Origin of the sequence: Streptomyces sp. NPDC085931, assembly GCF_044540565.1 — a bacterium.
Taxonomy (GTDB): Bacteria; Actinomycetota; Actinomycetes; order Streptomycetales; family Streptomycetaceae; genus Streptomyces.
This window is the reverse complement of record NZ_JBITSK010000003.1, coordinates 485,569-506,519: the sequence shown is the minus strand read 5'-3', so window position 1 is coordinate 506,519 and position 20,951 is coordinate 485,569. Positions and strand designations below refer to the sequence as shown.

General features: G+C 75.6%; 19 protein-coding genes. 12 read left to right on the top strand and 7 right to left on the bottom strand.

Annotated elements, in window-relative coordinates:
- Window positions 1-22: 22 nt before the first annotated feature.
- From ACIGAN_RS08225 to ACIGAN_RS08215, 3 genes are all read right to left on the bottom strand, one after another.
- A complete protein-coding gene (locus tag ACIGAN_RS08225) occupies window positions 23-1,528 on the bottom strand; it encodes a metallophosphoesterase family protein (RefSeq protein ID WP_399856036.1) in 1,506 nt (501 codons plus the stop codon).
- Window positions 1,529-1,836: 308 nt separating this feature from the next.
- The gene (locus ACIGAN_RS08220) at window positions 1,837-2,592 is read right to left on the bottom strand and encodes a dienelactone hydrolase family protein (RefSeq protein ID WP_399856033.1); all 756 of its coding nucleotides are present in this window, start codon (window positions 2,590-2,592) and stop codon (window positions 1,837-1,839) included.
- Window positions 2,593-2,734: 142 nt separating this feature from the next.
- Complete coding sequence (locus tag ACIGAN_RS08215) at window positions 2,735-3,355, bottom strand: L-threonylcarbamoyladenylate synthase (protein ID WP_365096244.1); 621 nt, start codon at window positions 3,353-3,355, stop codon at window positions 2,735-2,737.
- A 139-nt stretch (window positions 3,356-3,494) separates the two neighbouring features.
- Here ACIGAN_RS08215 and ACIGAN_RS08210 point away from each other — a divergent pair, with 139 nt between their 5' ends.
- Both ACIGAN_RS08210 and ACIGAN_RS08205 read left to right on the top strand, forming a co-directional pair.
- Window positions 3,495-4,988: a helix-turn-helix domain-containing protein gene (locus ACIGAN_RS08210; protein WP_399856031.1), complete on the top strand. Its 1,494-nt coding sequence runs from the start codon at window positions 3,495-3,497 to the stop codon at window positions 4,986-4,988.
- Between the two features lie 606 nt (window positions 4,989-5,594).
- Window positions 5,595-5,831 carry a hypothetical protein gene (locus tag ACIGAN_RS08205; protein WP_365743661.1) on the top strand — a complete coding sequence of 79 codons (237 nt, stop codon included), beginning with the start codon at window positions 5,595-5,597 and terminating at the stop codon, window positions 5,829-5,831.
- A gap of 62 nt (window positions 5,832-5,893) precedes the next feature.
- Here ACIGAN_RS08205 and ACIGAN_RS08200 read toward each other — a convergent pair whose 3' ends face one another.
- Window positions 5,894-6,343, bottom strand: coding sequence for a hypothetical protein (locus tag ACIGAN_RS08200; RefSeq protein WP_399856029.1), 450 nt, complete (start codon window positions 6,341-6,343; stop codon window positions 5,894-5,896).
- A gap of 105 nt (window positions 6,344-6,448) precedes the next feature.
- A complete protein-coding gene (locus ACIGAN_RS08195; protein ID WP_399856028.1) occupies window positions 6,449-7,063 on the bottom strand; it encodes a hypothetical protein in 615 nt (204 codons plus the stop codon).
- A gap of 107 nt (window positions 7,064-7,170) precedes the next feature.
- Between ACIGAN_RS08195 and ACIGAN_RS08190 the strand changes: the two genes are divergently transcribed.
- Together ACIGAN_RS08190 and ACIGAN_RS08185 are read left to right on the top strand one after the other, a co-directional pair.
- On the top strand, window positions 7,171-8,505 hold the full coding sequence (locus ACIGAN_RS08190) for a hypothetical protein (protein WP_399856026.1): 1,335 nt from the start codon (window positions 7,171-7,173) through the stop codon (window positions 8,503-8,505).
- A gap of 336 nt (window positions 8,506-8,841) precedes the next feature.
- On the top strand, window positions 8,842-10,500 hold the full coding sequence (locus ACIGAN_RS08185) for a catalase (RefSeq protein ID WP_399856024.1): 1,659 nt from the start codon (window positions 8,842-8,844) through the stop codon (window positions 10,498-10,500).
- Window positions 10,501-10,504: 4 nt separating this feature from the next.
- On the opposite strand, the gene ACIGAN_RS08180 is transcribed toward ACIGAN_RS08185, so the two are convergent.
- Entirely contained in the window at window positions 10,505-11,359 is an 855-nt protein-coding gene (locus ACIGAN_RS08180) for a fructosamine kinase family protein (protein ID WP_399856022.1), read from the bottom strand.
- 142 nt (window positions 11,360-11,501) lie between these two features.
- On the opposite strand from ACIGAN_RS08180, the gene ACIGAN_RS08175 reads away from it, so the two are divergent.
- Window positions 11,502-11,825, top strand: coding sequence for a hypothetical protein (locus ACIGAN_RS08175; protein ID WP_365096264.1), 324 nt, complete (start codon window positions 11,502-11,504; stop codon window positions 11,823-11,825).
- Between the two features lie 87 nt (window positions 11,826-11,912).
- On the opposite strand, the gene ACIGAN_RS08170 is transcribed toward ACIGAN_RS08175, so the two are convergent.
- Complete coding sequence (locus ACIGAN_RS08170) at window positions 11,913-12,578, bottom strand: hypothetical protein (protein WP_399856019.1); 666 nt, start codon at window positions 12,576-12,578, stop codon at window positions 11,913-11,915.
- 294 nt (window positions 12,579-12,872) lie between these two features.
- Here ACIGAN_RS08170 and ACIGAN_RS08165 point away from each other — a divergent pair, with 294 nt between their 5' ends.
- From ACIGAN_RS08165 to ACIGAN_RS08135, 7 genes are all read left to right on the top strand, one after another.
- Complete coding sequence (locus tag ACIGAN_RS08165; RefSeq protein ID WP_399856018.1) at window positions 12,873-13,403, top strand: hypothetical protein; 531 nt, start codon at window positions 12,873-12,875, stop codon at window positions 13,401-13,403.
- A gap of 205 nt (window positions 13,404-13,608) precedes the next feature.
- Entirely contained in the window at window positions 13,609-14,574 is a 966-nt protein-coding gene (locus ACIGAN_RS08160) for an NAD-dependent epimerase/dehydratase family protein (protein ID WP_399856016.1), read from the top strand.
- A gap of 67 nt (window positions 14,575-14,641) precedes the next feature.
- Entirely contained in the window at window positions 14,642-16,330 is a 1,689-nt protein-coding gene (locus tag ACIGAN_RS08155; RefSeq protein WP_399856014.1) for a carbamoyltransferase, read from the top strand.
- Window positions 16,327-17,400: a glycosyltransferase family 2 protein gene (locus tag ACIGAN_RS08150; RefSeq protein WP_399856013.1), complete on the top strand. Its 1,074-nt coding sequence runs from the start codon at window positions 16,327-16,329 to the stop codon at window positions 17,398-17,400. Before ACIGAN_RS08155 ends, ACIGAN_RS08150 begins: the two co-directional genes overlap by 4 nt.
- Window positions 17,401-17,449: 49 nt before the next feature.
- Window positions 17,450-18,628: a glycosyltransferase family 9 protein gene (locus ACIGAN_RS08145; RefSeq protein WP_399856010.1), complete on the top strand. Its 1,179-nt coding sequence runs from the start codon at window positions 17,450-17,452 to the stop codon at window positions 18,626-18,628.
- Window positions 18,625-19,590 (top strand): glycosyltransferase, encoded by a 966-nt coding sequence (locus ACIGAN_RS08140; protein WP_365096283.1) that lies wholly within the window; start codon window positions 18,625-18,627, stop codon window positions 19,588-19,590. Before ACIGAN_RS08145 ends, ACIGAN_RS08140 begins: the two co-directional genes overlap by 4 nt.
- The gene (locus tag ACIGAN_RS08135; RefSeq protein ID WP_399856007.1) at window positions 19,587-20,864 is read left to right on the top strand and encodes a glycosyltransferase; all 1,278 of its coding nucleotides are present in this window, start codon (window positions 19,587-19,589) and stop codon (window positions 20,862-20,864) included. The genes ACIGAN_RS08140 and ACIGAN_RS08135 overlap by 4 nt, the downstream gene beginning before the upstream one ends.
- Window positions 20,865-20,951: the final 87 nt, after the last annotated feature.

Sequence of the window (20,951 nt, the reverse complement as noted above, 5' to 3'; positions counted from 1 at the left end):
CCGCTGTTCCCGTCGCCCGGCGTCAGCGCAGCGGGATCGTCACCTCGTCCTCGACGGGTGGGTCGACCTCCTGGGCACGGTTGCCGGTGGCCGCGTAGCAGCGCAGCCGGACCGACTCCGGCGAGACGTCCAGCCGCAGGAAGCACTTGAAGAACGGCGGGCTGTACGTCGCCGAGCCCGGCGAGAACAACGACGTGTAGATCTTCCGCACGGGGAGCCGGAACCGTCTGACCCTGTCGGGACGGCGGCCGGTGCCGAGCAGCCCCGCGACCAGCCGGACCCGCCGGGTGACCCGGGCCGGCGTGCCCGGGGTGCGCGTGGGCCGGATGGCGAGCCGCTCGGCGATCACGGCCGCCGCCTCCGCCTCGGTGAGCGTGAAGAAGCGGCGCAGCCGCAGCCGGCGGCCGTAGAGCCGGCTGTAGAAGGCCAGCGAGTCGCCGCGCAGCGGGTAGCAGCGGAAGTCGTCCTCGGTGACGCCGGCGACGCCGACGCGGGGGATGGTGTGGGTGGCGTGCATGAACGCCCCGCCGCCGCCCGCGACGACGTACTGGAGGGTGCGCCCGTCGGGCAGCCGGACCGGGTAGCGCTGGTAGTTGTGGATGTCGCCGCCGATCGCCGCCACGTAGTGGTGGTCCGGGTCGCGCACGATGTCGTCGACGGTGCCGCCGCCCTCGATGGCGCACGGCTCGTGCCGGCCGTCCACGTACAGCGGCGAGCCGGTGACCAGGATCTTCGGACGGGGCCCGGCGGAGACCTCGCGCAGCCAGGCGCCCTGCTCGGCGTCGAGCGTGCCGAGCAGGCCGGTGTCGATGCCGACGATCCGCACCGGCCCGGCGTCGATCGCCCAGTAGGGGCCCGGCTGGACGGCCTGCTGGGCGGGGTCGGACCGCAACGCCCGGGCCGCCGCGAGGTGTTGTCCGTTGTCCGGGCGGGGCCGGTGCCACAGCAGCGACCGCAACCAGGCCCGGGTCAGCGGCCGGGGCCGGGGCCCGGGCGGCAGCGGCGGGGCGTCGCCGCAGAACACCCGCATGAAACCGCCGAGGTCCTCGTACCAGTCGTGGTTGCCGGGTATCGCGTAGATCGGCGCCGGGTAGTCCCGGTAGGGGCGGAAGAACTTGGGGCCGTAGTCGTCCGCGCTGCCCACCGGGTAGATCACGTCACTCGCGAGGACCGCGAACCGCGTGTCCCCACCGGCCGTCAGCAGACCCGGCACGACGGCGTACTGCGGGTCGTCGCCCTCGCCCGTGTCGCCGATGACCAGGAAGGAGAACCGGTCCGGGTCGGCGCGGCGGATCACCTTGTCCGCCGGTGCCCCGGCGGCCTCGCGCTGGGCCACCCACCGGCTCCGGGTCCGCCCGGTGGGGTCCCCCAACCAGGAGGCCAGCACACCGTTGCGGGCCGCCCACAGCATCCGGGGATCGAGCCAGGAGATCTTCTCGCTCCTCGGCGGCAACAGCCGCCGGTACGCGCCGACTTCGGCCAAGCCCCAGCCGGCGCCTTCGGGTGTGTCACGTGAGGAGTCGGGCACCGGTGCACCGTAACAACCGGTCCCGGCACCGCCGATGGCGGGTGTTCACCGCCCGCGCGAAGGCGCGGCCGTCCGGCACCGCGAACGGCGCGACGACGGTACGGGGTCCGCGACCGCAGCGTCGGGCCCGGACGCGGCCGGCCGTGCCCGGGGCGGCCGTGCCTGGGCGGCGCTCGTGCCGTCCATGCGCCGACTCCCCCCGGGGCGGAGGCCGCTGTCCCGCACGGCCCGCGCGCGGGCAGCGCCGGGAGCGAGCCCTGACCACCGGTCAGGGCGCCGAGTCCCGTGCGCACGGGCGGCGGACGGGGTCAGAAGGTGCGCTTCAGCAGATCCAGCAGCGCCGCCCAGTGCTGCCGGTCGCCCTCCTCGTGGTACGACGCGGTGTCGGCCTGGGTGAAGCCGTGGGGCGCTCCTGTGTACACCTCGCAGCGGTGGCGGACCCCGGCCGCGGCCAGGGCCTGGTCCAGACGCTCGATCTGCTCCGGCGGCAGGGACGGGTCCTGGTCGGCGTGGCCGAAGTACAACTCGGCGGTGACGTCGCCGGCCACCAGGTGCGGACTGTCGGGGGTGTCGGTCGCCAGCCGTCCGCCGTGGAAGCCGGCCGCGGCGGCGACCCGCTCCGGGTAGGTGCCGGCGGTGAGCAGCGACAGGCGGGCGCCCATGCAGTAGCCGGTCAGCGCCACCGGGCCGTCGGCCGCCAGGGGCGAGTCGGCCAGCCAGCGCAGATACGCCCCGGCGTCCCGCATCGCCAGGTCGTTCGTCAGGGCCCGCATGACCGGCGTGATCCGTTCGAACAGCTCCGGCCGCGCCCCGGGATCGATGAACTCGGGCAGGTCGAACAGCGGGGCGCGGCCGGCCCGGTGGAACAGGTTGGGCACCAGCACCGTGTACCCCTCGCCGGCCAGCCGGTCCGCCATGGACCGCAGCTGCGGGCGCAGACCGAAGGCGTCCATGAAGACCAGGACCGCCGGACGGGCGGCCCCGTCGGCCGGGTGGGCCAGATAGGCGTCGGCGGTGCCGTCCCCGGTGGGGATGTCGACGGCGGTGCCCTGTACGGCGGTCATGGCGGGGCCTTTCTACGGGGGTGGGGCCGGCAACCCGTCCGCGTGACCGGGCGGATCATGGTCATCGTGGCACGGCGTTCCCGGGGCATTTCGCCCACCCCCGGCCAGGTGGCCCCGCCGTGAACCGCCGTTGGGGCGGCCTTTACTCGAACCGTGCGGTGTCGCCCGCGCCCCGCCGCACGATCTCGGCCTCCCCGCCGGAGAAGTCGATGACCGTCGTCGGCTCGGTGCCGCACTCACCGGAGTCGACCACCGCGTCCAGGACGTGGTCGAGCTCGTCCTTGATCTCCCAGCCCTGCGTCATCGGCTCGTCCTCGCCGGGCAGCAGCAGGGTGCTGGACAGCAGCGGCTCGCCGAGTTCCGCGAGCAGGGCCTGGGTGACCACGTGGTCGGGGATCCGCACCCCGACCGTCTTCTTCTTGGGGTGCTGCAGCATGCGCGGCACCTCCCGTGTCGCCGGCAGGATGAACGTGTAGCTGCCGGGCGTCGACGCCTTGATCGCGCGGAACACGTCGTTGTCGATGCGCACGAACTGGCCGAGCTGCGCGAAGTCCTGGCACACCAGGGTGAAGTGGTGCCGGTCGTCCAGCTTGCGGATCGCGCGGATCCGGTCGATGCCGTCCCGGCTGCCCAGACGGCAGCCGAGTGCGTAACAGGAGTCCGTGGGGTAGGCGACAAGGGCGTCCGCGCGGATGCTGTCGGCGATCTGGCCGATGGTGCGCGGCTGGGGGTTGTCGGGGTGCACGTCGTAGTACTTCGCCATCCGCCGAGCTTAAGCCGCCCGGGCGGGCCGGTGACGCAGGGAGGGGTGCCCGGGCCCGCGGACGGCCGTCCGCGGGCGGCTGGGGTAACGTCCCCGCCGGTGCGCCGGAGGCGGTGCGAGAAGGGAGGGGGCGGCGCAGGTGGCTGGCCGAGAGGACGGGAACCGGCAGCGGCGGACGCGGGCCGAGGCGAGTCCGGCGTGGGCGCGGGAACTGCTCGAACACCTGCGGCCTGCCGGGCGGGACGTCGGCAGGGTCGTCGCGTGGCTCGCCGGCGCCGTGGACGGGTCGGTGGCCCTGCACGACGCCTCCGGGAACCTCCTCGCCGGAACCCGGGTCACCCTCGACGAGGACCTCGTCGCGGACATCACCGCCGGACGGATCGCCTCCGCCGCCTGGGAGAACCGCGAGCAGCACCTGCGCCTGGTCCGGGTGGAGCACCCCTCCCACGCCTGTGTCCTGGCCGTCTCCCGGTCCGGCCCCTTCGACCGGCGGGCCTCCGACATGGTCACGCACACCGCCCAGGTGATCGAGCTGCTGCTGACGGCCCGCGAGTCGACCGCCGCCGGGCACCGGCTCCGGCGCGCCACCTCCGACCTGCGCCTGGCCATCCTGCAACTGCTGATGGTCGAGGACACCGTCGCCGCCCGCCGGGTCGCCGCCGGACTCTGGCCCGGGCTCCTCGACGCCGACACCGCGTGCGTGTACGTGGTCGAGTCCGACCCCGCCGCCCGCGAGCGCATCCTCGAGGACTGCCTCGACCACACCAGGGAGAGCGCCCTGGTCGTACGGTGCCCGGCCATGGACGGGCACGTCATCGTCGTCGGTCCGCGCGAGACCACCGGCGAGGCCCTGAAGTCGCTGGTCGGACGGCACCGGGACACCTACCTGGGCGGCAGTGTCCGGCAGAGCCTCGCCCGGACCGCCACCGCCTACGGCCAGGCCGTCAGCGCCCTCGCCGTCGCGCACTTCCGGCCCGACAAGACGGCCGTGTACGCCGAGCGCACCCATCCCGAACGCCTGATGGACCCGGCGGCGCTGCGCGCCTGGACGGCCCGGCTGCTGCGCCCGCTGGACACCCTGCCGCACCACACCCGCGCCGAGCTGCTGGCCACCTGCCGCCTCGGTCTGGAGTTCACCGCGGTCGCCGCCGCCAAGGTCCTCGGCGTCAGCCGCAACACCGTCCGCGCCCGCATGGAACGCGTTGAGACCCTGCTCGGCACCGACTTCACCGACCTCACCGTCCGGGCCGTGGTCCTCCTGGCGCTCAACACGCAGATCGGCCTGGCCGACGCCCCCGGCGCGAGCGGCACCCGCGCCCCCGGACCGCACCTGGCCGACCTGCTGTCCGGGCCCGCCCTGCACGCCTGGGCCCGCGACCTGCTGGGCCGCCTGGACTCGGACGCCAGGAACCCGCGCCGGACGCTGCGCGCCTGGATCGCCGCCGGCGGCAACGCCGAACGGGCCGCGCAGACCCTCGGTGTGCACGCCCAGACCGTGCGCGAACACGTCCGCAGCGCCGAACCGCTGCTGGAGCGCCAGCTGCTGGCCGCGGGCAGCGACCTGTACGAAGTCGTGCTGGCGCACCTCGCCCTGGGCGACCTCGACCTGCCTCCTTTGCACCCCCGCCCCTGAGCGGTTTGCCTCCAGGGCAACCGGCTGACCTGGTTCCGGCGGGACGAAACGGGGCCATCCGGACTCAGCTGTGCACGGGTGAGCCCTGTTGAGCGCGCAACGGGCATCGACGCGGTTCCCAAGGCCTCCGACCTGGACGTAGGTTCGTCCCGTCGCGGGGGCCCGACCGGAACGGGGGACCGGTCGCGCTCCCGCGCGCTGCCCCCTCAGCTGGGCAACCGGACCGGGATCTCCGGCCGGGCGAAGGCGATCAACGGCGGCAGCCGCCGCCCGTCCTGCGGAGGGGGCGTCCGCCGGGCGACGGCCGGTCCACCCGCCGCGCCGCCCGATGCTCCGCCTTCGCCGCGAACACCCGTGAGCCGCCGCCGAATTGCGCCCGCGGCGCTTCGTGGATGTCTGCTGCCGGGCACGTCCGGAGACGGGAGCCGGTCCGTATGGAGACGGGAGCCGTCCCGTTGCGAGACGGGAGCCGGCGGTGCGCGCGGGGTGCCCGGGCGTTCGTGACCGGAAAACCACCCCCCGTGGTGACCACGGGCCGTGTGTCCCGCCGGAGGCCGGGTACCCGTCCGGCGCCGTAGAGGTCGCTCCACGGAGAAGGAGGTCCGAATGACCAGCGAGACGGAGACCGGTGGCGCCACCGGTACGCAGGACAAGGACTACAACCTGATCTGGTACGTCGAGGCGTGCCTGAGCAACGCCCTGCGCCTGGAGGGCTACATCCAGGACGCGGAGCGCGCCAAGGACACCGAGGTCGCGGACCTGTTCCGCAAGGCGCAGGCGGACAGCCGCAAGGGCGCCGAGCTGGGCAAGAAGCTGCTGCGCGCACGCCTCGGCGAGGGCTGAGCCCCTCGCGCGAGCGGCCCGGACCCCGCCGGGGTCCGGGCCGCTTTGCGTGCCGGGGCGGCTCAGCCGGCGTACACCCTGCCTTCCCGCACGGTGTAGTGCGCCGGTTCGGAGCAGCCCAGCGACGGCGTGAGCAGCAGGCTCACCGTCACCGGGGCGGGCTCGGTGCTCGCGGTGGCGAACTCGCAGACGGCGCCCTTGCCGGTGAGCGGGTACCAGAACCAGCCGTCGACCTCGCCCACGGTCACCCGGTCCGACTCCTTCCACGCGCCGCCGGACTGCGTGAAGACCTGCAGTCGTACGGAGGCGGCGTACTCGTCCTGCGGGGAACGCAGCGCGGTGAGCGTGATCCTGTAGTCGGATCCGAGGGTGGACGAGGCGATCTGCCGGGTCTGCGGCGCGGTGGTGCCGGCGCTCGACGCACCGGCGCCGGCGGCGCCCAGCGCGGCCGCCAAGGTGAGGGTGAGGGCCGCGGTCGCACCGCGGCGGGCCGGCTTGCGGGTCAGGCTCATGTGTTCCCCCGTTGGAACGAGTTGGAGGGGTCGGTCCCCACGCAGGAGAAGACACCTCATGCCCGGCGGGGGTTGTACGGGGAGCCCGGCGGGGGCTGTACCGGATCACCGCCCGAACACGGCGGCGACCCGCTCGGTGAGCGCGTCCTCGGTCAGCGTGCCGTCGACGGTGAGGGAGGGCAGCTCGAGCCGCGCCGTCTTCTCGCGCAGCCGCAGCGTGAACAGATCGTCCCGCGCGGCGAGGTTGTCCTCCGCCCGCCGCGGATCGCCGGTGCGCTGCAGGAAGCTCTGCCCGGTCGCCGCCCGGCTCCGGAACACGGTCCGGCGGAAGGCCGGTGTCGGAAGCAGCCAGACCGCGTGCCCCGGCGCCGGGAGCAGCGGTCGCACCAGGTGCGGCAGCAGGCGGAACCCCTCCACGACGACGCACGGCTCGCGCGGCATGCGCAGCAGGTCCTCCACGATCAGGCCGAACCCCTCGCCCCGGAACCAGTGGAACGTCTCCAGCATCTCCTCGGGGGAGCGGCGCACCCACCGCTCGTCCATGTCCATGGCCAGGAACGCGTGCAGCAGGGGAGCCTCCGCGGCGCCGGCGCGGCGCGCGTGGTCCGCCATGGCGTCGTCGGTCGAGTACAGACGCCAGCCGTACCGGCCGGCGAGGCGACGGGCGACCGTGGACTTGCCCGCGCCGCTGCCGCCCCCGATCCAGTAGACGTGCCGCACGCCCTCTCCTCCCCGTGGTTCGCGATCCGAGTGTCAGTGGCGGATGCCACGATGCCGCAGTCAAGCAGGCGTCACCATGGCGTCCGCGAACCCGGGAGGAGCCGATCGTGCGCAGGCCGGTCGAGGGGGAAGTCTTCGTGCACTACGGCCAGATCTACGTGGAGAGCGACCCGGACGACTTCGGACCGGGTCTCGGGGAGGCGTTCGCCGGCCAGTCCTCGGGGCTGTGCGGGGCGGCGGTCCCGGGCGCGTTGTGGCTGCGCACCGGGCTGCACACCGGGGACGTCGGCTTCACCGTCGAGGTCCACGACCAGGCACCGCCGCTGGATTCGGCCTGGGAGGACGTGGTGGAGGTGTCCTTCCGGCCCGTCTCGCCGGACAGCTCGCTGGTGGAGTGGGCGGGGCAGGCCTCGTGGCCGCTCGACCTGGCGGAGACCGATCACCGGGTGCGGTACTGCGCCCAGGGAATGGACCGGGCGCACCGGCAGGACACCCGGCTGGAGGAGGAGCCGAGGCTGGACCGCTACCTGCTCCAGTTCTGGCCCGCGCCGCCCGAGCCGGACCGTGTCCTGAGGCAGACCTCGGACCTCGCCGCCCACTGGCACTCCGTCGCCCGCGACCAGCCGCCCCCGCCCACCCCGGCCGAACGCGCCGAGGCCGAGCGCCGGGCACGGCTCGCCCAGGAGACGGCGGAACGGGAACAGCGGCTCGCTGTCGAACGGTGGGAGTGGGGCGGGCACACACCGAGCCCGGCCCTGCGCGAGCTCGGCGGCGCCGTGCGCGGTCTGCGCGACTTCGACCCCGCCCTCGTGATGGCCCTCGACGCGGCGGGGCCCGCCGTCCAGCGCGCGGTGGCCCTGCGCGCGGCGCGCCGGGCGTGCGAGGCGGCGGGGCTGGCCGGTCTCGACTGGGTCGCCGACGGGCTGACGGCCCTGGCGGACGGCCGTCCGCTGCCCCCGCCCTTCGACGACGACGCCCGCCTGTCGGAGACCCTGGCCCGCGACCCCCGAGTCCCGGACCGGACCGTCGGCAGGGCCGTCCCGCCGGAGCGGCCGCCCTTCGAGGGACCGTCGGCGGTCCCGGACGATCCGGCGCCGCGCCCCCAGCAGGTGGAAGCGGTCGTGGTCGGCCCGGCCCGCGCCCTCGTCCTGCCGCCGGCCGGTCCACCGGTCGGTCCCGGCCGGGAGCCCGCCGCCGCGCCGAGCCGTCCGTCGGCCCCGGGTGCCGCCCCGTACGCCCTGGCCGTCACCGTCGGCGCACCGGACCCGTCCCTGCGCATGTCCCAGCCGCATCTGGCGCTGCCCGCCGTGCCGGCGGCCGCCGGGCCCGACCCGCTGCGGGCGGCCGTCGACGCGGTCTACGCGGCGGTGGCGGCGTACGGCGAGCACCACCGTGTCCTCCTGGACGAGATCAGGGCGTTCGTGGAGGAAGGACAGCCGTGAAGGGCCGCGGCGACGCGTCCGTCGGCGCGCAGGCGAGGTGCCGCTCGGTGCCGGGCCGGACCCGGCCGTCGGGGCCGAGGGCGGCGACGGACTCCGGCGGACGGCGGGGCCGGGCCGTGTCGGCCCGCCGGACAGGGGCGTGGCCGGTCCGGACCCGGACACCGGGCCCGCGGGTTCGTGCGTCGCGGTTTCCGGTTCCCGACCGGAGTCCCGGCCCGGCTCGGGTGAGTGATCCCCTTCCGCGGGTACCCGGGCGTTCCGCCATGACCGGCCGGGCGGTCGCTCGCGGCGCCGACCCGGTCGGCCGCCGGCCCCGAGCCGAAGGAGTCCCTGCTTATGACGGACGTATCCGGCACCGGTCCCGCTCCGGGCGACGACCGCAAGGTCCTCACCAATCGCCAGGGCCATCCGGTCTACGACAACCAGAACCAGCGCACGGTCGGCGCCCGCGGCCCGGCCACGCTGGAGAACTACCAGTTCCTGGAGAAGATCAGCCATTTCGACCGGGAACGCATCCCCGAGCGCGTCGTGCACGCGCGCGGCGTCACCGCCTACGGCCACTTCGAGGCCTACGGCACCTGGGGCGACGAGCCCATCAGCCGCTACACCCGGGCCAAGCTGTTCCAGGAGCGCGGCAAACACACCGACGTGGCCGTCCGCTTCTCCACCGTCATCGGCGGCCGCGACTCCTCCGAGGCCGCCCGCGACCCGCGTGGTTTCGCCGTGAAGTTCTACACCGAGGACGGCAACTGGGACCTGGTCGGCAACAACCTCGGCGTCTTCTTCATCCGCGACGCCATCAAGTTCCCGGACGTCATCCACGCCCTGAAGCCGGACCCCGTCACGTTCGAGCAGCAGGCCAACCGGATCTTCGACTTCATGTCGCAGACGCCGGAGGCCATGCACATGCTGGTCAACCTGTTCAGTCCGCGCGGCATCCCCGCCGACTACCGCCACATGCAGGGCTTCGGCGTGAACACCTACAAGTGGGTCAACGCCCAGGGCGAGACCAAGCTCGTCAAGTACCACTGGATGCCCAAGCAGGGCGTGCGCAGCATGACCGAGGAGGATGCGGCCAACGTCCAGGCCGACACCCTGGGCCACGCCACGAAGGACCTGTACGAGGCGGTCGCCCGCGGTGACCACCCCGAGTGGGAGCTGCTCGTCCAGATGATGGACGACCACGACCACCCCGAGCTCGACTTCGACCCGCTGGACGACACCAAGACCTGGCCCGAGCAGGACTTCCCGCCGAAGCCGGTGGGCCGGATGGTGCTCGACCGCATGCCGGAGAACTTCTTCGCCGAGAACGAGCAGATCTCCTTCGGCACCGGCGTCCTCGTCGACGGCCTGGACTTCTCCGACGACAAGATGCTCGTCGGCCGGACCTTCTCCTACAGCGACACCCAGCGCTACCGGGTCGGCCCGAACTACCTCCAGCTCCCCGTCAACCAGGCGAAGAACGCCGAGGTGCGCACCAACCAGCGCGACGGGCAGATGGCCTACCACCAGGACGGCGGCGGGGAGAACCCGCAGGTCAACTACGAGCCGTCGATCCGGGGCGGCCTGCGCGAGGCCGAGTACCCGACCCACGACGAGCAGGGCCCCGAGATCACCGGCCGGCTCACCCGCAAGCGCATCCCCCGCACCAACGACTACCTCCAGGCCGGTCAGCGCTACCTGCTGATGGAGGACTGGGAGCGCGACGACCTGGTGAAGAACTTCATCGGTCAGCTGTCCCAGTGCGACCGGGCCATCCAGGAGCGCATGGTCTGGCACTTCCTGCTCGTCGAGAACGACCTCGGCCTGCGGGTGGGCGAGGGCCTCGGCATCGGCCCCGAGGACGTGGCCGGCCTGGAGCCGCTGGCGAGCCAGGACCTGACGGACGAGGACCGGGAGCGTCTGGCCAACCTGGGCAAGAACCCGCCGCGCGACGTGGAAGGCCTCACCATGACCCACTGCGTCCCCGACGAGCGCCACGTGGTGACGCGCTGACCGGTCAGCCCGTCAGCGCCGAGCGGGCCACGGACAGGGCCTGCTCGGCGTAGCCCCGGCCGAACAGCACGGCGTGCACCAGCAGCGGGAACAGCTGGTGCACGCCGACGCGCCGTGGCCAGCCGTCGGCGAGCGGGGCCACCTCCTGGTAGCCGTCCAGCACCGCCTCCAGGTGGGGGCAGCCGAACAGGCGCAGCATCGCCAGGTCGGTCTCGCGGTGCCCGCCGTGCGCGGCCGGGTCGATGAGCCGCACGTCCCCGTCCGCCGCCCACAGCACGTTGCCGCTCCACAGGTCGCCGTGCAGCCGGGCGGGCGGCTCGGGCGGGCCGGCCAGTTCCGGCAAGCGCTCGCACAGCCGTTCCACGACGGCCGCCTCGCCCGGCCGCACGGTGCCCCGGTCGACCGCCCGCCGCAGATACGGCAGCACGCGCTGCGCGGCGAACCAGCCCGGCCAGTCCGTGCCGGGCTCGTTGCGCATCGGGGCGAGCCCGATGGACGCGTCCGCCGGGCCGCCCGGCGGCGGTGCCCCGAAGGCGGGCGCCCCGGCGGCGTGCAGTGCGGCCAGGTCCCGCCCGAACCGCACCGCCGCCTCCCGGCTCGGCCGTCCCCGCGCCACCCGGTCGAGGACCAGCCAGGCCCCCTCGTCGCCGTGGACGACCGGCACCCGCACGGTTCCGGCCCCGGCCAGCCACCGCAGCCCGGCCGCCTCGGCCCGCGCCGCGCCCGGTCCCTCGCACCGCTTGACGACCACGACCCGCCCGTCGTCGAGCGTGACCTCGGTGAGGGCCCCGGACAGCGGCTTCTCCCCGCGCACCGACCGCCCGGTGAGCCGGGCCACGACATCCGGACGGGCGGTCATACGGTCTTCCTCTCCACGCCGCGCACGATCGGCCCTCAGGCTACGGCCACGCCCCGTGGCACCCGGCCCCCGCGTCACGCGGGACGGTGAAATACCGTCCCGGGCCGACAGAACCGGCCGCCGCCGGGGGAGCAGTCGGGTCATGACGACATCACCGTTCCAGCGCACCATCGCCCTGCCCGCGCCGGTGTGCGAGGAGGCCGCACAGCACCTGGAGCAGGCCGCGCACCGGGCCATCGACGGGGCCGCCGTCCCCCTGAAGGCGTTCCGCGCGGCCGCCGACAGCGACTTCGTCCTGCCGCTGTCCGTGGTGGAGCAGGCGGCGGCCTGCCTGCTCGTCCTGGCCACCGAGACGGCCCAGACCGTACGGCCCTCCGCGCTGCGCGCCACCATCACCGTCGCCCTGCGGCTGCGCGACGCCGTGGAACTGGCGCACCAGCCCGCCCTCAGCAGCCGCTTCTGGTGACCCGCCGCCGGGTCCGGCGCCCGGTCCGGACGGCGCCGGCCGTGCGCCCGCGACGCCCGCGGTCTCCGCTCGCCGCGTGCCGGTTCGTCACCACGGTGCGCCGGTCGTACTCCGGTCCTCCGCGAGGGCCACGCGGGTGGTGACGCGGGTGGTGACGCGGACGAGGCAGGGCCGGCGCGGGGTGGAGCCGGAGCCGAACCGCACGGGGGGCTCGACGAGGGCGAGGGCGCCGAGACCGCGGCCCTCGCGGGTGACCGTGGCCGAGGTGACCGGATGCAGGTCGCGGGCGCCGTACCACTGGTGCCGGCCGGACCGCACACTGCCGTGCGTGCCGGCGCCGAGCAGCAGCCGGGCGGGACGGTCCCACAGCGCGAGCCACCCCGGACTGGTGGCCAGCCGGCCGGGCACGGCCCGCAGCGCGCGACCGGGCCAGGTCCTCGGCCCGGTGCTGAACCGCAGGTCGAGCGGTGGGGCGGAGACCGCCCAGTGGCGGCGGCCGGTGATGCGCACCCGGACGGGTACGACCCGTACCTCGTCGAAGAGGTAGATGCCGGAGACGAAGTCCGCCGTCTCCCGCGACGGCGCCAGCAGCAGGCGGTGCCCGTCGGGCTCCTCGACCATCAGGTCGCTGAACGGGCCGAACGGCGAGACCGGCCAGTGCCCCAGCACGACACGGGTGCCGGAGGCCGTGCCGATCCCGGCGATCCAGCCGTCGAAGCGCAGGGCACGCGCCGGCGACCGCAACGCCGCCACGCGGGCCGTCCCGGCCCGTTTGCACCCTCGACGCGACACGCGGCCCGGGTGCCCGCCCGTCCCGACCACGAAACGGCTCCCGCGCCATCGCGGCAGCGACGGTGACCCGGGGCAGCGCACGCCCCACCGCCCGGGGCGTCCGCGGGGGTCCGGCGGCAGGTGCCCGGGGTTCGGTCCCAGCCGGGACGTGACCGAGGCCACGTCGGGGACGAGGTCCCGGTCACGTCCGGGTGTGACGACGGGCGGTTACCGTCTACGACCAGTCCCCGCCCCCTTCCCCCGGACGGTCCGGCAGTGCGCGCAGATCTCTCCCCGGTCATAGCGGCCACCGCCCAGTGGCTCACCCGTGCCTTCCCCGCCACCGGCGGCGCGCTGGCCGCCGCCCTGTGCGAGGTGCAGGCCCGGCAGGCCGTGACGGTGGCGGCGTGGCTGCGCTACCCCACGGAGACGGACGCCGCCCTGCTGGAACTGACCGGGCCCGGCGGATCCGCGCGGCTCGACTGGGTCACCGGCGCCGACGCGGCCCCGGCCGGCGACGACGAGGAGGCGCACGCCTGGCGCACCTGGGTGGACGAGGTCGTGGCGAGCTGGGCGGCCGTCCTGCTCGCCGACCCGGAGCTGGCCGCCCGGGCCGTGGCGGCGCTCGCCGGCAGCGGTCACGGCACCGGATCGCCGGCCGCGTTCCGCCGGCTCGTCGCGCCCGACGCCGGCGACCGGAGCGCCGCCGCGCTGCTGCGCCACCCCGACCTGCTCGCCCCCGTCGCGGAACTGCACCACCACCAGCTCCTCGCCCGCCTGAACCCCGGCCGCACCCTCATCGCCTGACCTGCGGGCATCCCCCTCGCGCACCCCCTCGGCCCGGTCGCTCACCCTGCGTGACTCACCGGTTTGCCGTAGGCGACCGTGCCCCGCCCCCCGCGTCGGCGGACGCTGAGCGTGGGCTCGACGGCCTCCGGCCACCTTCGGCGGCCCGGGATTCTCCACCACCGTCGTGCCGTGCCGTGACGCCGCTGACGGAGGAGAGACCGATATGACCACCGACTTCTCACGGAGCTGGGAGCACGCCGTCGTCACCGGCGGCGCCGGGTTCGTCGGCTCCCATCTGTGCACCGCCCTGCTGGACGCGGGCGCGGCCGTCACCTGCGTGGACGACTTCAGCACCGGCCGCCCGGAGAACATCGCGCCGCTGCTGGAGCGGCCCGGCTTCACGCTCGTGCAGGCCAACGTCGCCGAGGGACTGCGGATCAAGCGTCCGCCGGACCTCGTCCTGCACTTCGCCTCCCCGGCCTCCCCGGCGGACTACCTGCGCCTGCCGCTGCACACCATGGAGACGGGCAGCCTCGGCACCCGCAACGCCCTGGAACTCGCGCACTCCGCCCGGGCCCGCTTCGTCCTGGCCTCCACCTCGGAGGTCTACGGCGACCCGCAGCAGAACCCCCAGGACGAGCGCTACTGGGGCAACGTCAACCCGGTCGGGCCGCGCAGCGTCTACGACGAGGCCAAGCGCTTCGGCGAGGCCCTGACCACCGCCCACGCCGAGACCCACGGCACCGACACCTGCATCGTGCGGCTGTTCAACACCTACGGCCCCCGGATGCGCGGCCACGACGGACGCGCCGTGCCGACCTTCGTACGGCAGGCCCTGGACGGCGAACCCCTCACCGTCACCGGCGACGGCCGCCAGACCCGGTCGCTGTGCTACGTCGACGACACCGTCCGCGGCATCCTCGCCGCGGCCGCCCACGGCATGCGCGGACCGGTCAACATCGGCAACCCGGCGGAGATCACCATGCTCGACCTGGCCCGCCTGGTCGTCGAACTCGCCGGCTCCCCCTCGGACATCCGCTTCATCGAACGCCCGGTGGACGACCCGGCGGTGCGCTGCCCGGACATCACCCTGGCCCGCGACAAGCTCGGCTGGGAACCGCGGGTGCGCGCCGAGGAAGGGCTGCGGCGCACGATCGCCTGGTTCCGCGAGGACGGGACCGGCGACTGACCCGCCCCGGCCCCGCGCGCAGCGCCTCGCCCGGTCCCGTCCGCACCGCCGAAAGGCCCTCCATCCCATGCGCATCCTCGGAATCAACGCCCTCTTCCACGACCCCGCCGCCGCCCTCGTCGTCGACGGCCGGACCGTCGCCGCCGCCGAGGAGGAGCGGTTCTCCCGCCGCAAGCACGGCAAGCGGCCGCTGCCCTTCTCCGCCTGGGAACTGCCCGAGCAGGCCGCCGCCTGGTGCCTGAAGCGGGCCGGGCTGCGACCGCAGGACCTCGACGCGGTCACCTACTCCTTCGACCCGGCGCTCGCCCGGCCCGCCGACGCCATGGGCCTGGACGACCCGTGGGACCACCTGCGGCTCACCTACGCCCGGGAGGCGCCCGGCTTCCTGGCGACGACCCTGCCCGGCCTCGACCCGGCCCTGGTCCGGTTCGTGCCGCACCACATGGCCCACGCCGCCTCCGGCGCCTTCGCCGCACCGGACGCCGGCGACTCCTCCGTACTGGTCCTGGACGGCCGCGGCGAACGCGCCTCCCACCTGGCGGCCCGCCGCGTCGGGGACCGGCTGGAGGCGCTGCACACCCAGGACCTGCCGCACTCACTCGGCCTCGTCTACGAGGAACTCACCGCCCACCTGGGCTTCCTGCGCTCCTCCGACGAGTTCAAGGTGATGGCCCTCGCCTCCCACGGCACCCCGCGCATGCTCACCGAACTGCGCCGCCACGTGTACCCCACCGGCGACGGCGGCTTCCACGCCACCGCCGTGCCCTGGCACGAGCTGTGCGCGCCGCGCGGGGCCGACGAACCCTGGACGCAGGACCACGCCGACGTCGCCGCCAGCGCCCAGGCCGTACTGGAGGAGACCCTGCTCGACCTGGTGCGCTGGCTGCACGGACGCACCCGCGACAGCGTGCTGACCCTCGCCGGCGGCGTCGCCCTGAACTGCGTCGCCAACTCCCGCATCGCCCGCGAGGGCCCGTTCTCCCGGGTGTGGGTGCAGCCCGCCGCGGGCGACGCCGGCACCGCCCTGGGCGGCGCCCTGCTGCTGTCCGCGGCGGAGGGCGACCAGCCGGAACCCATGACCGGCGCCGACCTCGGCCGGGACTGGTCCGACGCCGAACTCGGCGCCTGGCTGAAAACCGCGGCCGTTCCCTTCGAACGGCCCCCGGACATCGCCGAGACCGTCGCCCGGGCCCTCGCGGACAACGCGATCGTCGCCTGGTTCCAGGGCCGTTCCGAGTACGGCCCGCGCGCCCTCGGCCACCGCTCGCTGCTGGCCCACCCCGGGCACGCGGGCAACCTGGAGCGGCTCAACGACGTCAAGGGACGCGAGCAGTTCCGGCCCGTCGCGCCCATGGTCCTCGCCGACCGCGCCGCCGGTATCTTCGACGGCCCGCTGCCCAGCCCGTACATGCTGTTCGTGCACGACGTGGCCCCCGCCTGGCGCGAGCGCATCCCCGCCGTGGTGCACGTCGACGGCACCGCCCGCATCCAGACCGTCGACCCGGGCCGCGAACCCCTGGTGGCCCGCATGCTCGGCGCGTTCGAGCGGCTCACGGGACTGCCCGTGGTGGTCAACACCAGCCTCAACACGGCCGGGCGGCCCATGGTCGACGACCCGCGCGACGCCCTGGAGTGCTTCGGCTCCTCACCCGTCGACCTGCTGGCCATCGGCCCGTACGCCATCCGCCGCAGCGACCTGTTCCGCACCGGCGGGGCCGACGGTCTGCGCTCCGACGCCGCGGGAGGCCCCCGATGACCGCCCCGGGCAGCCCGGCGCGCGACGCCGAGTACGCCGTCGTGATCCCGACCCTCGGCCGGCCCAGCCTGCGCGCCTGCCTGCACGCCCTGGCCGAGGCGACCGGACCCGGACCGGTCCGCGTGGTCCTGGTCGACGACCGGCCCGAGCCGGCCAGGACCGCCCTCACCGCCGACGTGCCGCCGGCGCTGCGCACCCGCACCGTCGTCGTACCGGGCGGGGCGCGCGGACCGGCCGCCGCACGCAACCTCGGCTGGCGCGCCGCGGGCGACGTCCCCTGGATCGTGTTCCTCGACGACGACGTCGTGCCCGGGCCCACCTGGGGCGACGACCTCACCCTCGATCTGGCCGCGGCCTCGGACCGGACGGCCGGCATCACCGCCCGCATCGAGGTGCCCCTGCCGCGCGACCGCCGCCCGACCGACTGGGAACGCAACACCGCCGGACTCGCCGGTGCCCACTGGATCACCGCCGACATGGCCTACCGCCGCGCGGCGCTCCTGGCCGTCGGCGGCTTCGACGAGCGTTTCCGGCGGGCCTTCCGGGAGGACGCGGACCTCGCCCTGCGCATGCTCGACGCAGGCTGGACGCTCACCGGGGGCCGGCGCACCACCACCCACCCCGTCCGGCCCGCCGGGCGCTGGGTCTCCGTACGGCTGCAGGCCGGCAACGCCGACGACGTCCTGATGACCCGGCTGCACGGCCGCCACTGGTGGCGCCGGGCCGGTGCGCCGCGCGGGCGGCTGCCCGTCCACCTCGCCGTCACCGGGGCCGGGGCGAGCGCCGTCGGCTGCGCGCTGCTCGGCCGGCACCGCCTCGCCGGGGCCTGCGCGGCCGCCTGGCTGGCCGGCACCGCCGAGTTCGCCCTGGCCCGGATCCTGCCGGGGCCGCGCACCCGCGACGAGGTGCTCACCATGGCCGTCACCAGCGCGCTCGTCCCGCCCGCCGCGACCTGGCACTGGCTGCGCGGCCGCCTGGCGCACCGCGCGGCCCGCCCGTACACCCCGCCCGGGACCACGGAGCCCGCGCCCGCGCCGCGCCCCGAGACCAGGGAACGGCTGCCGTCATGAACCCATGGCACCGCCCCGCGCACCGGCCGCCGCCGGCGGGAGGCCCGCGATGAGTCTCCTGCGCTCCCGCCGCCGCACGCCCCGCACCCTCGTCGTACGCCTCGACAGCGCCGGGGACGTCCTGCTGGCCGGCCCCGCCGTGCGAGCCGTCGCGGCCGGGTCCTCGCACACCGCGCTGCTGTGCGGCCCGCAGGGCGCGGCGGCCGGGCGCATGCTGCCCGGCGTGGACGAGGTGCTGACGTACGACGCGCCCTGGGTCGGACTGGAGCCCGCGCCGGTGACCCGGGCGGCCACCCGGCGGCTGATGGCGACGCTCACCGCGGGCCGCTTCGACCGGGCGCTGGTGCTCGTGTCGTACCACCAGAGCCCGCTGCCGGCCGCCCTGCTGCTCAAGCTGGCCGGAGTCGCCCGTATCGCCGCCGACAGCGAGGACTACCCGGGCGCGCTGCTGGACCTGCGGCACAGCAGGCGCCCGGACCGCCACGAGGCACTGGCCGCCCTCGACCTGGCCCGTGCCGCCGGCTTCGCCCTGCCGCCCGGCGACGACGGCCGGCTGCGCGTCACCCCACCGCCCCGCACGGCCCACCTCACCGGCCCCGGCCCGTACGTCGTCGTCCACCCGGGCGCTGCCGTGCCCGCCCGGGCCTGGAGTCCCGCCCGGGCGGCCCGGGCGGTGGCCGCGCTGTCCGCCGCGGGCTACCGGGTCGTCGTCACCGGCGCGCGTGCCGAACGCCGGCTGACCGCCCGCGTCGCCGGCCGGCACGCCCTCGACCTCGGCGGCGCCACCGACCTGCCCCATCTGGCCGGAGTCCTCGCCGGGGCCCGGGCGGTGGTGGCCGGCAACACCGGCCCGGCCCATCTCGCCGCCGCCGTCGGCACCCCCGTGGTCAGCCTCTTCGCCCCGGTCGTACCGGCCGAGCGGTGGGCCCCGCACGGCGTCCCGCACCTGCTGCTCGGCGACCCGCACGCGGCGTGCGCGGACACCAGGGCCCGGCACTGCCCCGTGCCGGGACACCCCTGCCTGGACGGCATCGGCGACGCCGAGGTGCTCGCCGCCGTGGCGGCCCTCAGCGGCGACCCGGCGGCGGCCCTCACCGGCGAACCGGCGGCCCGGGGCGAGCGGTCCGGACAGCGCGCACAGCGTGAGCCGCGTGAGCGGCGCGCACAGCTGGACCAGCGCGCACCGGGCGAACAGGGAGAACAGACGGAGCGAGGAGCGACCGTATGAACATCCTGCTGTGGCACGTGCACGGCTCCTGGACGACCGCCTTCGTCCAGGGACCCCACACCTACCTCGTCCCCGTCACCCCGGGCCGCGACCCGGACGGCCTCGGCCGGGCCCGCACGTTCTCCTGGCCCGCCTCGGTCCGCGAGGTCACACCGGAGGAGCTGCGCGACACGCCCGTCGACCTGGTGCTGCTGCAGCGTCCGCACGAGAGCGCACTGGCCGAGCGGTGGCTCGGCGGGCGCCGCCCCGGCCGGGACGTGCCCGCCGTGTACCTGGAGCACAACGCGCCCGACGGCGACGTACCGGACACCCGGCACCCGTGCGCCGACCGCGCCGATCTCACCCTCGTGCACGTCACGCACTTCAACCGGCTGTTCTGGGACTGCGGCACCACCCGGACCGCGGTGATCGAACACGGCATCGTCGACCCGGGCCACCGCTACACCGGACGGCTCGCCCGGGCCGCCGTCGTCGTCAACGAACCCGTGCGCCGCGCCCGGTACACCGGCACCGACCTGCTGCCCGTCCTGGCCGACGCGGTGCCGCTCGACGTGTTCGGCATGGGCACCGAAGGCCTGGCCGGGCACCTGGGGCTGCCGCCCGAGCGGTGCCGCACGGCCGACCTGCCGCAGAGCGAGCTGCACCCGGCCATGGCCGAACGCCGCCTCTACCTGCACCCGGTGCGCTGGACCTCCCTCGGCCTGTCCCTGCTGGAGGCCATGCACCTGGGAATGCCCGTGCTGGCGCTCGCCACCACCGAGGCGGTCGAGGCCGTCCCGCCGGGCGCGGGCACCCTCTCCACCCGCCCCGACGTCCTGGCCCGCGCGGCCCGCCGCTACCTGCACGAACCCGAGGCCGCGGCCGCGGACGGCGCCCGGGCCCGGCAGGCGGCCCTCGAACGCTACGGGCTCAAGCGCTTCCTGGCCGACTGGGAGCGCCTGATCACGGAGGTGTGCTCATGACCCCGTCCCTCAGCCCCTTCCCCGGCGGGCCGCTCGGCGGCGACCGGCGCCGGCCCGGCGTCCTCGACATCGCGCTCGTCTCCGAGCACGCGAGCCCGCTCGCCACCCTCGGCGGGGTCGACGCCGGCGGGCAGAACGTGCACGTGGCCTGCCTCGCCGGCGCCCTCGCCGACCGCGGCCACCGGGTCACCGTGTACACCCGGCGCGACGCGCCCGACCTGCCCGTCCGGGTCCCGCTGCGCGACGGCGTCGAGGTGCACCACGTGCCCGCCGGGCCGGCCGAGCCGCTGCCCAAGGACGCCCTGCTGCCGCACATGGGCGAGTTCGGCCGCTACCTCGCCCGGGCCTGGCGCACCCGGGCCCCCGACCTGGTCCACTCGCACTACTGGATGTCGGGCCTGGCCGCGCTGCACGCGACCCGCGCGCGGGGGCTGCCCCTGCTGCACACGTACCACGCCCTCGGCACGGTGAAGAAACGGCACCAGCGGCTCGCCGACACCAGCCCGCCCGAACGGATACCCGGCGAGATCGAGATCGGCCTGGGGTGCGACCGCGTCGTCGCCACCTGCCGGGACGAGGCCGTCGAACTGGCCCGCATGGGCATCCCCGCGCACAAGGTGGCCATCGTGCCCTGCGGCGTCGACCCCGACCGGTTCACCCCGCAGGGCCCGGCCGCGCCCCGCGGACCGTACCCGCACCGGCTGCTCCAGCTGGGCCGGCTCGTGCCGCGCAAGGGCGCGGCGGTCACCGTCACGGCCCTGGCCGCCCTGCCCGGCACCGAACTCGTCGTGGTCGGCGGGCCGCCCGCGGACCGGCTCGAGGACGACCCGGAGGTCCGCCGGCTGCGCGGCATCGCCCGGGACGCGGGCGTCGCCGACCGGGTCCGCTTCCTGGGCGCCCTGCCCAGCGAGGACGTCCCGGCGCTGCTGCGCTCCGCCGACGTGGTGGCGTGCCCCGCCGACTACGAGCCCTTCGGCATCGTCCCGCTGGAGGCCATGGCCTGCGGCGTGCCGGTCGTGGCCAGCGCCGTCGGCGGGCAGCTCGACACCGTCGCCGACCCCGGCACCGGGCGGCTGGTGCCGCCCCGCGACCCGCAGGCGCTGGCCCGTGCCGTCGCCGGGCTGCTCGCCGACCCGGCGGCCCGGGCGGCGTGCGGCGCCGCCGGCCGCCGCCGGGTGCTGAGCCGCTACGGCTGGGACCGGGTCGCCGCGGCCACGGAAGCGGCCTACTGCGAGGTCCTGGACGCCGAGCCCGCCGCGAGCGACACCGGGTGATCCCGTTCCCCGCCCGCGACCAGCACCGGCCGGTCCCGGCCCTCGGGCCGCGACCGGTACTGGCTGACCCCGCTTCCCGTCCGCGAC